14 protein-coding genes are annotated in these 13,047 nt (G+C 33.9%); 4 read left to right on the top strand and 10 right to left on the bottom strand.

Translation table 11 applies throughout. The annotated features are described in order from the left end of the window. The gene (locus tag GQ47_RS04235; protein ID WP_035646784.1) at window positions 1-2,229 is read left to right on the top strand and encodes a glycoside hydrolase family 3 N-terminal domain-containing protein; all 2,229 of its coding nucleotides are present in this window, start codon (window positions 1-3) and stop codon (window positions 2,227-2,229) included. A gap of 49 nt (window positions 2,230-2,278) precedes the next feature. Here GQ47_RS04235 and GQ47_RS04230 read toward each other — a convergent pair whose 3' ends face one another. Beyond that, window positions 2,279-2,536, bottom strand: a complete 258-nt coding sequence (locus tag GQ47_RS04230) for a hypothetical protein (protein WP_035645445.1) — start codon at window positions 2,534-2,536, stop codon at window positions 2,279-2,281. A 254-nt stretch (window positions 2,537-2,790) separates the two neighbouring features. Here GQ47_RS04230 and GQ47_RS04225 point away from each other — a divergent pair, with 254 nt between their 5' ends. Next, entirely contained in the window at window positions 2,791-3,546 is a 756-nt protein-coding gene (locus GQ47_RS04225; RefSeq protein WP_035646782.1) for an NUDIX hydrolase, read from the top strand. Window positions 3,547-3,575: 29 nt separating this feature from the next. Next, on the top strand, window positions 3,576-3,899 hold the full coding sequence (locus GQ47_RS04220) for an MmcQ/YjbR family DNA-binding protein (RefSeq protein WP_035645443.1): 324 nt from the start codon (window positions 3,576-3,578) through the stop codon (window positions 3,897-3,899). 1 nt (window position 3,900) lies between these two features. On the opposite strand, the gene GQ47_RS04215 is transcribed toward GQ47_RS04220, so the two are convergent. From GQ47_RS04215 to ahcY, 9 genes are all read right to left on the bottom strand, one after another. Further along, window positions 3,901-4,509: an alpha-ketoglutarate-dependent dioxygenase AlkB family protein gene (locus GQ47_RS04215; RefSeq protein WP_035645439.1), complete on the bottom strand. Its 609-nt coding sequence runs from the start codon at window positions 4,507-4,509 to the stop codon at window positions 3,901-3,903. After that, complete coding sequence (locus GQ47_RS04210) at window positions 4,496-4,741, bottom strand: Ada metal-binding domain-containing protein (protein WP_035645433.1); 246 nt, start codon at window positions 4,739-4,741, stop codon at window positions 4,496-4,498. The genes GQ47_RS04215 and GQ47_RS04210 overlap by 14 nt, the downstream gene beginning before the upstream one ends. A 129-nt stretch (window positions 4,742-4,870) precedes the next feature. Further along, complete coding sequence (locus GQ47_RS04205; protein WP_035646780.1) at window positions 4,871-5,584, bottom strand: 2OG-Fe(II) oxygenase; 714 nt, start codon at window positions 5,582-5,584, stop codon at window positions 4,871-4,873. A 145-nt stretch (window positions 5,585-5,729) separates the two neighbouring features. Then, window positions 5,730-6,572: a bifunctional helix-turn-helix domain-containing protein/methylated-DNA--[protein]-cysteine S-methyltransferase gene (locus GQ47_RS04200; RefSeq protein WP_035645430.1), complete on the bottom strand. Its 843-nt coding sequence runs from the start codon at window positions 6,570-6,572 to the stop codon at window positions 5,730-5,732. A gap of 155 nt (window positions 6,573-6,727) precedes the next feature. Continuing rightward, window positions 6,728-7,060, bottom strand: coding sequence for a DMT family transporter (locus tag GQ47_RS04195; protein ID WP_035645427.1), 333 nt, complete (start codon window positions 7,058-7,060; stop codon window positions 6,728-6,730). Between the two features lie 52 nt (window positions 7,061-7,112). Continuing rightward, entirely contained in the window at window positions 7,113-7,397 is a 285-nt protein-coding gene (locus tag GQ47_RS04190) for a hypothetical protein (RefSeq protein WP_035645424.1), read from the bottom strand. Between the two features lie 249 nt (window positions 7,398-7,646). Then, window positions 7,647-9,965: a patatin-like phospholipase family protein gene (locus GQ47_RS04185; RefSeq protein WP_035645421.1), complete on the bottom strand. Its 2,319-nt coding sequence runs from the start codon at window positions 9,963-9,965 to the stop codon at window positions 7,647-7,649. Window positions 9,966-10,139: 174 nt separating this feature from the next. Further along, the gene (locus GQ47_RS04180; RefSeq protein ID WP_035645419.1) at window positions 10,140-10,613 is read right to left on the bottom strand and encodes a hypothetical protein; all 474 of its coding nucleotides are present in this window, start codon (window positions 10,611-10,613) and stop codon (window positions 10,140-10,142) included. Between the two features lie 155 nt (window positions 10,614-10,768). Next, a complete protein-coding gene (gene ahcY, locus GQ47_RS04175) occupies window positions 10,769-12,085 on the bottom strand; it encodes an adenosylhomocysteinase (protein WP_035645417.1) in 1,317 nt (438 codons plus the stop codon). A 302-nt stretch (window positions 12,086-12,387) separates the two neighbouring features. Here ahcY and GQ47_RS04170 point away from each other — a divergent pair, with 302 nt between their 5' ends. After that, complete coding sequence (locus GQ47_RS04170; RefSeq protein WP_035645413.1) at window positions 12,388-13,038, top strand: 4'-phosphopantetheinyl transferase family protein; 651 nt, start codon at window positions 12,388-12,390, stop codon at window positions 13,036-13,038. The last annotated feature ends 9 nt before the right edge of the window (window positions 13,039-13,047 follow it).

Here is a 13,047-nt window from a genome sequence, read left to right as displayed (position 1 = left end):
ATGAAGAAATTAACCACATTTGCCTTGCTGATGGCTACGTTTTTTGCGACAGCGCAACAGCAGACAATAGATCAAAAAGTGAATGATCTGTTGAAGAAAATGACTATTGAAGAAAAAATTGGCCAGCTGAATCAATACACAGGCGATAATCAGGCAACGGGACCAATTACTATTAACCCAAATAAACAATCTGAGATTAAACAAGGTTTGATTGGTTCGATGCTGAATATCATCGGAACAAAATATACAAGACAATATCAGGAATTAGCGATGCAGTCGCGCTTAAAAATTCCATTGTTATTTGGTCAGGATGTTATTCACGGTTACAAAACAACATTCCCAATTCCGTTAGCTGAAGCAGCGAGCTGGGATTTAGCAGCAATTGAATTAGCAGCTAGAGTTGCGGCGACAGAAGCTGCAGCAAGTGGAATTCATTGGACATTTGCGCCAATGGTTGATATTGGCCGCGATCCAAGATGGGGAAGAGTTATGGAAGGTGCCGGAGAAGATACGTACTTAGGTTCTAAAATCGCTTATGCACGCGTAAAAGGTTTTCAAGGAAATAAATTAGGCGATTTAAATTCAGTTATGGCTTGCGTAAAACACTTTGCGGCTTATGGCGCAGGTGTTGGCGGAAGAGATTATAACTCAGTTGATATGAGCGAAAGAATGTTGCTTGAAACGTATTTGCCTCCGTTCAAATCGGCTTTAGATGCTGGTGCGGCAACGTTTATGAATTCATTTAATGATTTAAATGGAATTCCAGCAACAGGAAATGCACATTTGCAACGCGATATTTTAAAAGGAAAATGGAATTTTCAAGGTTTCGTAGTTTCAGACTGGGGATCAATTGGTGAAATGGTAGCACACGGTTATTCAAAAGATCTTAAAGAAGCTGCTTATTCTGCTATTACTGCAGGAAGTGATATGGATATGGAAAGTAATGCGTATCGTAAAAATTTAGCAGAATTAGTAAAAGAAGGAAGAGTTTCTGTTGATTTAATTGATGATGCAGTAAAACGTATTTTACGTAAGAAATTTGAATTAGGTTTATTTGATGATCCTTACAAATATTCTGATGATAAAAGGGCAGAGAAAGTTTTGGCGAATCCAGAAAACAGAAAAGCAGCACTTGAAGTAGCGCAAAAAAGTATTGTTTTATTAAAGAATGAAAACCAAACTTTACCGCTTTCTAAAAACTTAAAAACTATTGCATTTATTGGTCCAATGGTAAAAGAATACAAAGCCAATATGGGATTTTGGTCTGTTGAATTACCAGATGTTGATTATGACAAATGGGTTGTTTCGCAATGGGATGGTTTACAAAATAAAGTAGGCAAAAATACCAAATTGCTTTATGCTAAAGGTTGTGAAGTAGATGGCGATAATAAAGATGGTTTTGCCGAAGCAGTTGCAACTGCAAAACAAGCTGATGTTGTTATTTTGAGTATTGGTGAAAGACGTGATATGAGCGGTGAAGCAAAAAGCCGAAGCGATTTACACTTGCCAGGTGTTCAGGAAGATTTAGTAAAAGCAATTCAGGCTACAGGAAAACCAGTTGTAGTTTTAGTAAATGCAGGACGTCCTCTTATTTTTAACTGGACAGCAGATAACGTTCCGGCGATTGTATATACTTGGTGGTTAGGAACTGAGGCTGGAAATGCAATCGCAAATGTTTTATTTGGAGATTATAATCCGTCAGGAAAATTGCCGATGACTTTCCCAAGAGAAGTTGGTCAAATTCCAATTTACTACAATCATTTTAGTACTGGAAGACCTGCTAAAAATGAAGATTCAAAAAATTATGTTTCAGCTTATATCGATTTGAAAAACTCTCCTAAATTCCCATTCGGATACGGTTTGAGTTATACAAAATTCGATTATTCAGGTTTGAAATTATCTTCAGCAAAAATCAAAAGCAATGAAACAATTAAAGTTTCTTTCCAATTATCAAATGTTGGAAAAGTTGCGGGAGAAGAAGTTGTTCAGTTGTATTTGAAAGATAAATTTGGATCTGTAGTTCGTCCAGTTTTAGAATTAAGAGATTTCCAAAAAGTGAAATTAAATGCAGGAGAATCTAAAACAATTGAATTTACAATTGATAAAGAAAAATTATCATTCTACAATAATAAATTAGAATGGGGTGCTGAACCAGGAGATTTCGAAGTAATGATTGGAGCTTCGTCAGCAGATATAAAACTTAGAGCAGACTTTGAATTAGTACAATAGTAGAAGTCAATTTTAAATTGGCGTTATGGATTTTATAAAGGTTTTTGAATTATTTCAAAACAGTATTTATAAAATCCATAGCGCCAATTCCTTTATATGATGCGTACAATGCTTTATCAAAAGCTTCGCGTTTTGCCTTTTTATCTTTTGCCTCAGTTTCAACAATCATTTCGTTGAAAATTTTTTCCTGTTGCTGGCTGTATTTTATTGATTCTTCCAATAAATAAGTTTTCGAAACAAATCCGAAAGAAGTCCAGATTTTAGTTCGTATTTTTTTGTTTATATCTTTTAATGGATTAGTGCTCATATCTCTCACGCTGATTTACTGAATCACAAAACAATTGTAATAATTTACTTTCTTTTATCTTAAAATAATAACAAATTTATTTAAATGTGTTATTATGACGCAATGTACTTATTTTTTTTATATTTGAATTTAATTTTAAGTTAAAATTGTAATAGCCACACTTATTTAACAACTGCCAAATTGTTTTGTTTTTATAAAAATGCACTAAATTGCACCGTTATTTAATAATGAAAAGAGGCAATTAAATGTCAAAAATGTTAAAAGACATCATAGAAAATAATGAAAATTATCAGCCTGGGCTGTCGATTGACTGTGTCATTTTTGGCTTTCACGACAATCAGTTAAAGGTCTTGCTGATCAAAGTGGACAGAAATCCAAAGTGGTCATTGCCTGGAGGATTTATTCCTGTAGATCAGGATATTGATACTGCAGCAGTAACTGTTTTAAATGATAGAACCGGTGTCGATGGGATTTTTTTAAGACAGTTTGCCACTTTTGGAAAGGTAAAACGAAACGATCAGCACTTTGATAAAAAAGTATTAGAGTATTTAGAAATTGAAGAAGCAAAAGGAAAATGGCTTTTGCGTCGTTTTGTTACAATTGGTTATTATGCTTTGGTCGATTTTTTAAAAACGATTCCAAAACCTTCGAGCGATCGTGAAATTGTGGAGTGGATAGATCATAAAGAAGTTCCCGAACTAATTTTAGATCATAAAGAAATTCTGGATAAAGCATTGGACACTTTGAGAACAGAATTAAATTTAATGCCAATTGGTTATAATTTGCTTCCTGAAAAATTCACGATTCCAGAACTTCAAAAATTGTATGAGACGATTTTGGATAAAAAGCTGGATCGCCGAAATTTTCTCAGAAAAATAACCAACATTGGAATCCTGAAAAAGCTCGACGAAAAGAAAAGTAATGTCGCGCACAAAGCCCCAAACTTATATTCTTTCGATAAAGAAAAGTATGATGAAATCTTAAAAAATGGGTTGAATCAAGGTTGGTAAAATAAGGTTTAATTTTAAAACTTGCGATTATGGTTTCTTTTGAAAATTTTAAAAAAATGGCTTTGTCATTCGAAAATACAACTGAGGAACCACACTTCGAGAAAACATCTTTTCGCATCAACAAAAAAATATTCGCCACTTTTGATGAAAAAAATAATCGTGCAGTCTTGAAGTTAAATGAAATCGATCAATCAGTTTTTTGTGCTTCAAGCGAAATGATTTTTTATCCAATTCCGAACAAATGGGGAAAACAAGGCTGGACAATTGTTGAACTTTCAAAAGTAAGACCAGAAATGTTTGAAGATGCTTTGTTGCTTTCGTATCAAAATGTAGCTCCCAAAAAGAAGAAATAATTTATCGTACAATTGTTCTAAAAGTCAAGTTTACTCTTGGTTTTTGTGTTGTTTTTGTTGGAGGCAGACGATGCAACCAATGTGTCTGCGTTTCATCTTTCATAACCAATAAACTGCCGTGTTCTAAAATTAGAGAAACAACTTCTTTCGATTCTTTATGTTTAAAAGCAAACTTTCTTTCCGCTCCAAAACTTACTGAACCAATCGCGCCATTCTTTTTTAAATCTTTTTCTGCGTCGCTGTGCCAAGCCATTCCTTCTTCGCCGGAATGATATAAATTTAGCAAACAAGAATTGAAAGTTTCTCCAGTTTTCTCTTCAATAAAAACTTTTAATTTTAATAATTCCGGCGTCCACGGAAGTGCTTTTTTTGTCGTATTTGAGTAGGTATATTCAAATTCCTGATCGCCGTACCAAGCCACTTTTCGTTTGGTTAAAATTAATTTTCCAAAGATGATGGCTTCGTCATTTTTCCACTCGATGGAATTTAATAAAGTATCGCGATAAAAATCTGCTTCTGTTCTGGAAAACAATTTTCCATAATAATTTACAGTTCCATCTTTCGGAAGTAAATTGGTGTTTTCGTCAGTTTCAGGATTAAATAAGTCCATTTTTCCATTTTAAATATTCAGGTTTCATGCAATGCCCGCAAGGCCTGAAACCATTTTCTTTAGCTTCATTTTCAGATAAAAAGAAAACCCGATTTTCACGTTTCATTCTTTTTCCTGAAGAACATTTTAGTGTTCCGTAGATTTTTAATTTTTGGTTTCCACCGAAACAAATTTCCGTATTTTTAATTTTAATACGAAGAGCTGAATCTGAAATTTTATTATGTTTAATCATATTCGTTTTGTGTTAATTTTTTCGCCACGAATTCACGAATTATTTTTAAAATCTATGCGCTTAGAATTATTTTAATTCGTGAATTGCTTCGCCTGTTCGCTATCGCTCGGGTCGTGGCGAAAAAATTATTCAGGAAAGAGCATCATGAAAGATAATTCCCAGCGTGTATCTTTCGCCCGAATGAATTTCACTAACACCGTGTTTCATGTTTACACGATAATAACCTTTTGTCCCTTTTACAGGTCTGAAATTGGTTGTGAAAACTAAAATATCTCCTTTTTTTGGTTTCAATACAATTGCTTTTGATTGTGCTCTTGGTGTTTGCTGTGTCAATACAAATTCTCCGCCTGAATAATCTTCGTCAGGATCAGAAAGAAAAAGCACAATTTGAATAGGGAAATATACATCGCCATATAAATCCTGATGCAAAGTATTGAATCCGCTTTTACCGTATTTAAGAATCAAAACTGTTGCTTTTAACTGATTATTGTCGTGGCATTGCTTCAATAATTCTTCATGTTGATTAGGAAAAATGCTATTGATATTTAAAGCTTTCATCCATGCATTTGCGATTGGAGCCAACTTCGGATAAATTGAAGAACGTAAGTTTTGAATTAAATCAGGCAAGGGATAATTGAAATATTTATATTCGCCCAAACCAAAACGATAGCGTTCCATAACAACTGTTTTTCGATATAAATTTGGATTGTCATAATCAAATTTTAGGTCTTCACATTGTTCGTTATTAAGTACGTTTGGAAGTATTGCGAAGCCATTTTCGTGCATAGATTCGGTGATGCTTTCCCAGTTTTGAGAAGCAATTTTGTGTTGTATATTTTGCATAATAATTTTAGATTGAGATTTTTTTTTCGCCACGAATTCACGAATTATTCTTTTTAAATACTTCATCTAATATTATTCGAATTAATTCGAATAAATAATCGCATAGATTTTAAAAAATAATTCGTGAATTCGTGGCGAAAAAAAATTATAGATTTATCTGCGCACCTTCCCAACCAATAATGGCGGTTTTTTGGGTATTTTCCCACATATAACCTCCAAAAATTCCTGAAGATTGAATGACGCGATGACACGGAATTAGAAATGCAACAGGATTACTTCCAATCGCTGTGCCGACTGCGCGTGAAGCATTAGGTTTTTGAATTTGATGTGCAATATTTCCATAAGTAGAAAGTTGTCCCATCGGAATTTTAAGCAAGGTTTCCCAAACTTTAAGTTGAAAATCAGTTCCTTTTAAATGAAGTTTAATTTCGGATAATTTGCTCCAGTCATTTTGGAAAATAAAGAGTGCATTTTGTTGTGCTAAATCTAATTTTCGAGAGAAAGAGGCATTAGGAAATTTATGTTTCAAATCTTCAAATCCGATTGTTTCTTCTTCGGCGAAAGCCATAAAACAAACACCTTTTTGAGTTGATGCGACAATTATATTCCCAAACGGACTTTCGGCAAAACTGTAGTTTATTTCCAGATTTTTTCCTCCGTTTTTATATTCAGCCGGAGTCATTCCTTCGATATTTACAAATAAATCGTGAAGTCGGCTGGTTCCTGAAAGTCCGGTTTCAAAAGCGGTTTCAGAAATTGTTGTCTGATTTTCTTTGAGTAATTTTTTGGCGTGTTCCAAACTTGTGTACTGCAAAAATTTCTTCGGACTTGTGCCTGCCCAATCGCTGAAGAGCCTCTGAAAGTGAAACGGACTCAAATGCACTTTCTCCGCAACCTCATCAAGATTGGGTTGATCTTTAAAATTTGCTTTGATATAATCGATAGCTTCGGCGATACGATTATAATTAATGGTTTCTTGTGTGTTCATTTTTATTCCATTTTATAAGGCAAAGATCGATTGGTTTTTGCGGGTATAAAATCCGAAACTTGCGGAAATAGATTTTTGTTTGTTTTGTTTCAGGTTTCAAGTTATGTTGCAACCTGAAACCTGAAACCTGAAACCTGAAACCTGAAACAAAAATTTTAATGCGCCACAGTTTTAGAAAAAACATTAATTATAATAACACCAATTACAATTAAACTCAATCCAATTATGGCTGGTAAATCTGGAATTTCTTTGAAGAAAATAGCACCGATTGCGGTAATTAAAACAATTCCAACACCAGACCAAATCGCATAAGCAAAACCAACAGGAATAGTTCTAATGGCAAAACTCAAACAATAAAATGCGCCACAATAACCAATTACAGTAATGATACTCGGAATTAATTTAGTGAATTCTGAAGATTTTTTTAATGCCGAAGTTGCTATGATTTCGAAAATAATGGCAATGAATAAAAATATAAAGTTCTTCATGGTTAACGTTTTTTACAAAGTTAAGCTTTGTTTGAAACCGAAAAGAATTTATTTATCGAATATGAATTTCTGTTTCATTGTTTTTTACTTCATCAAAACAATCAAGGCACAACATTTTAAAATCGGCTTTGGCTTGAAAAATGCTAGTCCATTCTTCACCGTTATCGAGAAGCCATTGTTCACATTGTCCGCACCAAGCAATTTGCGGAAGATCTTCTTTGACTTCTGAATAGTAAAAACCTACTTTTTCTTTTGAATCTATTGCCATCGCAATGTGAATGCAGGCAAAAGTCATTTCTTTTGAACCATGTATTTCACATAAAACTTTTTCGATCATAATTTTTTTTGATGTTCTTGAGTTTCAAATTTAAGCTTAAAATTTCTGGAGCCATGAAATAATATCAGAATATTTAAAGTTCTTAGTCTACGTGTGCGTGAGGGATAGGAGGAATCCGCCGCGGCGGAGCGGATAGCCCGACATTATTTAAGAAAAGGCCTCATGTGCGTAAAGCATATTTAGGCCTTTTTTTAAATAATGGCACGCCCTGATAATTTTAGATTTTAAAAAAAAAACTTTTAAAACCTACTACGGATTGAGAGATAATCCAACGCTGAAAAACAATCTAACTTTATCAATATTATTTATCCAGGAAGTGTCAAAATGAATTGGACCTAAAATAGATTGATAAGAAATTGCGGCTCCGCCGGATATTACGAGACTAGGTTCTAAATTTTCATCCCAATTTCCTTTTGGACTAAATGCATGCTTTATATATTCATCAAAAGTGTCAAAACCGACGCTTGCAATATTAAAATGAGGCGTCAGATAAACTTTTCCAGTAATATTTACTTGAGATGCAAGTTTTAGTCCTATATATTGGGTGACGTTGAGTTCATCTTCGTGCAGACCTGCAAAGGAAAAACGATTACTGCCAGAACTCGGAATAATTCCACCTAAGAAATATTTTGAAGCATAACCGAATCCTGAAAACGGAATTTGATCATTTTGAAGTTTATCCTGAAAAATAAAATAAGAATCAAATCCAATAATTCCGGTAATTTTCTTTTTTAAGAGGAGTCTCTTTTCGATACCAAAACCAAATTTTGTGTAACCATTTGTTGAACCCGAAACACTTGTTAAATCGGGATCAGAGAAAGAAGCTTCAATGTCAGTGAGAAATGATCGGGAAACATTTGATTTTATAATGGTTCCGTTCGTAGCGAAAAAAACTTTATCCATGTCATTATAGGAATAATGCATGTTGAATTCGATATTATTAAAACTGTAATTGTTTAGTGAAATGGAGTTTGGATTGTATTCACGATCATATTTTGGTTTTAAATTGGTGTAGTGATAGTTTAGACCAAAGCCAAAATAGCTTTTCAGGGAATTTAAGTTTCTGTTTATTTCATTGTTGAATTCAAAAGTATTATAAAGTATATTGTCTGAGGCTTTGCCATTTATGTAAATTTCTTGTCGCAATAAGGCGCCATAAGCTTCAGTTGCCCACCACCATTCTCGATGTCCTCCAAAATTCTTTTGATAATTAATTCTGGCTTTTGGCTGTTCTGCAATATCGACCGTTACCAGTAGGCGGGAAGCGTCTGCAAGAATATTTCTTCCGGTGTAATTAAAAATAATTCCGACACCTCTGTAAGTATCATAATGGATTGAGGTGTTGAGCTGATTTTTAGCGCGTTCAAATCCAAACAAGTTAATTCCGAGTTTGTTCCCGTCTTTGACGAAATAGCTGTATGTAATTTCGTCAAAAAGATTGGTTCCCATGGCTCTGTTAATGCCTGCTATTAAATCTTTGGTAGTGTATTTTACATGCGTTTTAAGGTTTGCTCTTCCTACTACTAAAGGAAGATTTTCTGGACTTATTTTTTTATAAACTATTGTATCTAGAACAAATTCTTTAGGCATATCAGGCAATGCATGAGTTCGTTGCGGAAATGCTTTAAGTTTTTCTGATAAAGCAATTAATGCGGGAAGATTTTGATTTGTTGCTATTTTGCCATCTTTGTAGATTTCGTCACTATCTGCAAAATCGGCGGTTGAGAAACGCAAGTTGGGCAAATGATCAACTAATATTGTGCAAAGATCACGATTTGCCGGATTCTTAATATTACTCGGAAACATACTCGTTTGCATTAAAATAGTCATCAGATTATTGAGTTTATCCGTTGGTTCCATTCCGCCTCCTACGTCACTTCCAATAATGATATCGGCACCCATTTGTTTAGCAACGTCAGTCGGGAAATTATTTAATACACCTCCGTCTACCAACACTGTTTTCTCGTAAGGCATCGGTTTGAAAATCGCAGGCAAGGACATACTGGCCCGCATGGCATAAGCTAAACTACCTTTGCTTAAAATGACTTCTTTGCCCTCTGCTAAGTCTGTAGCCATAGCTCTAAAAGGTATCGGAAGGCTGTCAAAATCCCTAACATTATATACAGGAAAGGTCAATTCAGAAAGATATTCTCTTAGATTCTGATCATTTAGCAGAGAACCAACACTGTTAAGTTTTCCGTCTTTAACACCTATTCCTACTACATATCTTTGAAATTCTCTTTTTTCTTCAGCGCTTACAGATCGTAACGACTGGCCTCCGCCGAGTAGTTTGTCCCAACTAATACTTTTAGTTAAATTTTCAATGCTATCACCAGAATATCCCATAGCATAAAGACCTCCAATAACACTTCCCATACTGTTTCCAACAATAAGATCAGGAACAATATGCAGAGAATCCAGTTTTTGCAAAAGCGGAATATGAGCAATTCCTTTTGCGCCGCCACCGCTTAAGACCAAAACGACTTTAGGTTTTTTTTCCTGAGAAAAAATAATATGCGGGAGACACACTATAAATAAGACGACGAATAAATAAGATGTTTTTTTCAATAGTACAGTATTTATGTAGTTGAGAAATAGTAACTTATTTGAATTCTTAAAATTAAGCAGTTATTCTTTACAAAGTATATTTTTTGATAAAATCTTTTTTCTATTTCGAACAAATTGGTCATCAAAAAACAAAACCCGACAGATTTTTAAAAGCTGTCGGGTTTGAAATATTTTTTAAGAACCGTATTTTACAAGTCTGGCATCCTTTAAGGCTATTTCACAGTCATTAAGTATTTTGGTGCTTAATGCAACTTCAGTTTTAGCCTTATTTAACTTTTCCTGAGATTTAGCTATTTGTATTTTGGTTTTTTCAATTTTTTTTTGATGATCGGGATCGTCACTTTTTTCTGTAGAATTTTCAAGTTGTCTCAGATTTTCAAGCTGCGCTCTTAAATCCAATTCTATTTCCCATTCTTTTTGCCCAAGTTTTATAAGTTTTTGTTCTTCTCTTGCAAGTCTGTTTTTTGCTCTTTGTACTTTACCTTTATAAAGGTTTTTGTTGCTATCTATTTTTTTAGGAAGTTTTGGCTCCATCCATGGATACATGGTGTGTTGCAATTCAGGTTTAGACATATCAGAATTTTGGGCAATTGCAAAAAAAGGAAATGCAAAGATTAATAATAGTAATAGAATAAAACGTGTTTTCATTAATTGGTTTTTGGTGTCCCAAAAATATATTTATATTTAATAAAAACAGAAAAAATGGGTCAATTAATTTAAATTAAAAACAAAACCTGACAGGTTTTAAAACCTGTCGGGTTTGAATATGTAATTAGATCTAAAGATCTTAAATCTAAAATAGATTAGTATCTGTAGTACTCTGGTTTGAATGGACCTTGAACTTCAACACCAATGTAAGCAGCTTGATCTTCTCTTAAAACTTCAAGTTCAACGCCTAATTTAGCTAAGTGCAAAGCAGCAACTTTTTCATCTAAATGTTTTGGCAACATGTAAACGTCGTTGTTGTAAGCAGCGCTGTTTTTCCATAATTCGATTTGAGCCAAAGTTTGGTTTGTGAATGAGTTACTCATTACAAAACTTGGGTGACCTGTAGCACAACCAAGATTTACTAAACGACCTTCAGCCAAAATGATGATATCTTTTCCAGCGATTGTATATTTGTCAACTTGTGGTTTGATTTCGATTTTAGATGCACCGTGGTTTTTGTTCAACCAAGCCATATCAATTTCGTTATCAAAGTGTCCGATGTTACAAACAACAGTTTTGTCTTTCATTTGCTCGAAGTGCTCTCCAAGAACGATATCTTTATTTCCTGTAGTTGTAATGATGATATCAGCATTAGCAATTACAGTGTTTAATTTTTTAACTTCATAACCGTCCATTGCAGCTTGTAAAGCACAAATTGGGTCAATTTCAGTAACAGTTACAATAGAACCAGCACCTCTGAAAGAAGCAGCAGTTCCTTTTCCAACGTCACCGTATCCACAAACAACAACTCTTTTTCCAGCTAACATTAAGTCAGTTGCACGACGTACAGCATCTACAGCAGATTCTTTACATCCGTATTTGTTATCAAATTTAGATTTAGTAACAGAGTCATTAATGTTGATTGCAGGCATTGGAAGAGTTCCAGCTTTTACTCTTTCGTAAAGTCTGTGAACACCAGTTGTAGTTTCTTCAGAAAGACCTTTAATTCCAGGAACTAATTCTGGGTAACGATCAATAACCATATTAGTTAAATCTCCACCGTCGTCAAGAATCATGTTCAATGGTTTTCTGTCTTCACCAAAGAATAAAGTTTGTTCAATACACCAGTCAAATGACTCTTCATCAAGACCTTTCCAAGCGTAAACTGAAATTCCGGCAGCAGCAATAGCAGCAGCAGCCTGATCCTGAGTAGAGAAAATGTTACAAGAAGACCAAGTAACTTCAGCACCTAGAGCGATTAAAGTTTCGATTAAAACTGCAGTCTGAATTGTCATGTGCAAACATCCAGCGATACGAGCACCTGCAAGAGGTTGTTCGTCTTTATATTCAGCGCGAAGTGCCATTAAACCTGGCATTTCAGCTTCAGCTAATTCAATTTCTTTTCTTCCCCAAGCCGCTAGAGAAATGTCTTTTACTTTGAAAGCCACATAAGGCGTAGTCGATGTACTCATTTATATTATATTTGTATAATTGTAAAATTTTTGCAAATTTAAGGAATAGCTTTTTATTTTTACTACTTTCTCTAAGATTTGTGAAATCTTTAAATTCTTAATCTTTAGAATATTAGTTTATAAAATGATTTAAACCATATAAGTGATATAAGTTCATTTAAAAAAGGATTCTTTGTAATGTGCTTTGTTTCGAATTGCTTAAATTTACTTAATACATTTTTTTGAACCAGCAGTTATATTTCGAACATCACTTACATGGTTTAAAAACTCATAATTCACAACTCATAATTCATAATTATAAAATGCCTTTATTTCAAACCATACAATTCAACGAAACCACTAAAATCTTAATTTGGGAAATAACCGAATCTTTTGAGGAATTATTAGGCAAAGTTGTTTTGAAGGAGAAAACAAAAAAAAGACTGGATGGAATGAAATCTCAAATGCATCAGCGTGCTTTTTTGAGCGTTCGAATGCTGATCCAGGAAATGGGTTTTACCGATAAAGATTTGCATTACGACGAATTCGGGAAACCTTATTTTGATTGTCACAATCATATTTCAATAACGCATTCGTACCATTTTGCAGCTATTATCATAAGCCATGAAACGGTAGGAATTGACATGGAATTGCAGCGTGAAAAAATTATTCGAATCGGGGATAAATTTACGGATTATGAAAGTGAATATTTAGATCCGTCATCAAAAGAAGATTACATAAAAAAACTTACCGTGATTTGGGGAGCCAAAGAAGCAATCTTTAAAATCAGAAACGAAAAAGGAATCAGTTTTAAAGATCATATCAAAGTCAAAAACTTTTCTTTGAATGAAGGTCAAACCGAGGCAAGTCTTCATTTTGATGTTTTGGTAAAAGATTTTAATGTGCATTATGAAGAAATAAAATCAGATAATTTTGAAGGTAAGTTTACTTTGGTTTATGCTTTTGAAAAATAGACTTTAGTT

This window comes from Flavobacterium sp. ASV13, from assembly GCF_000745775.1.
In the GTDB taxonomy this organism is placed as follows: Bacteria; Bacteroidota; Bacteroidia; order Flavobacteriales; family Flavobacteriaceae; genus Flavobacterium.
Note: the sequence above shows the minus strand (reverse complement) of the source record. Positions and strands in the feature narration are given on the sequence as shown.

What these genes read in the sequence shown, in the direction of transcription:
- GQ47_RS04235 (WP_035646784.1), top strand. Translation starts at nt 1, where the DNA reads ATGAAGAAATTAACCACATTTGCCTTGCTGATGGCTACGTTTTTTGCG.
- GQ47_RS04230 (WP_035645445.1), bottom strand. Translation starts at nt 2,536, where the DNA reads ATGAGCACTAATCCATTAAAAGATATAAACAAAAAAATACGAACTAAA.
- GQ47_RS04225 (WP_035646782.1), top strand. Translation starts at nt 2,791, where the DNA reads ATGTTAAAAGACATCATAGAAAATAATGAAAATTATCAGCCTGGGCTG.
- GQ47_RS04220 (WP_035645443.1), top strand. Translation starts at nt 3,576, where the DNA reads ATGGTTTCTTTTGAAAATTTTAAAAAAATGGCTTTGTCATTCGAAAAT.
- GQ47_RS04215 (WP_035645439.1), bottom strand. Translation starts at nt 4,509, where the DNA reads ATGGACTTATTTAATCCTGAAACTGACGAAAACACCAATTTACTTCCG.
- GQ47_RS04210 (WP_035645433.1), bottom strand. Translation starts at nt 4,741, where the DNA reads ATGATTAAACATAATAAAATTTCAGATTCAGCTCTTCGTATTAAAATT.
- GQ47_RS04205 (WP_035646780.1), bottom strand. Translation starts at nt 5,584, where the DNA reads ATGCAAAATATACAACACAAAATTGCTTCTCAAAACTGGGAAAGCATC.
- GQ47_RS04200 (WP_035645430.1), bottom strand. Translation starts at nt 6,572, where the DNA reads ATGAACACACAAGAAACCATTAATTATAATCGTATCGCCGAAGCTATC.
- GQ47_RS04195 (WP_035645427.1), bottom strand. Translation starts at nt 7,060, where the DNA reads ATGAAGAACTTTATATTTTTATTCATTGCCATTATTTTCGAAATCATA.
- GQ47_RS04190 (WP_035645424.1), bottom strand. Translation starts at nt 7,397, where the DNA reads ATGATCGAAAAAGTTTTATGTGAAATACATGGTTCAAAAGAAATGACT.
- GQ47_RS04180 (WP_035645419.1), bottom strand. Translation starts at nt 10,613, where the DNA reads ATGAAAACACGTTTTATTCTATTACTATTATTAATCTTTGCATTTCCT.
- ahcY (WP_035645417.1), bottom strand. Translation starts at nt 12,085, where the DNA reads ATGAGTACATCGACTACGCCTTATGTGGCTTTCAAAGTAAAAGACATT.
- GQ47_RS04170 (WP_035645413.1), top strand. Translation starts at nt 12,388, where the DNA reads ATGCCTTTATTTCAAACCATACAATTCAACGAAACCACTAAAATCTTA.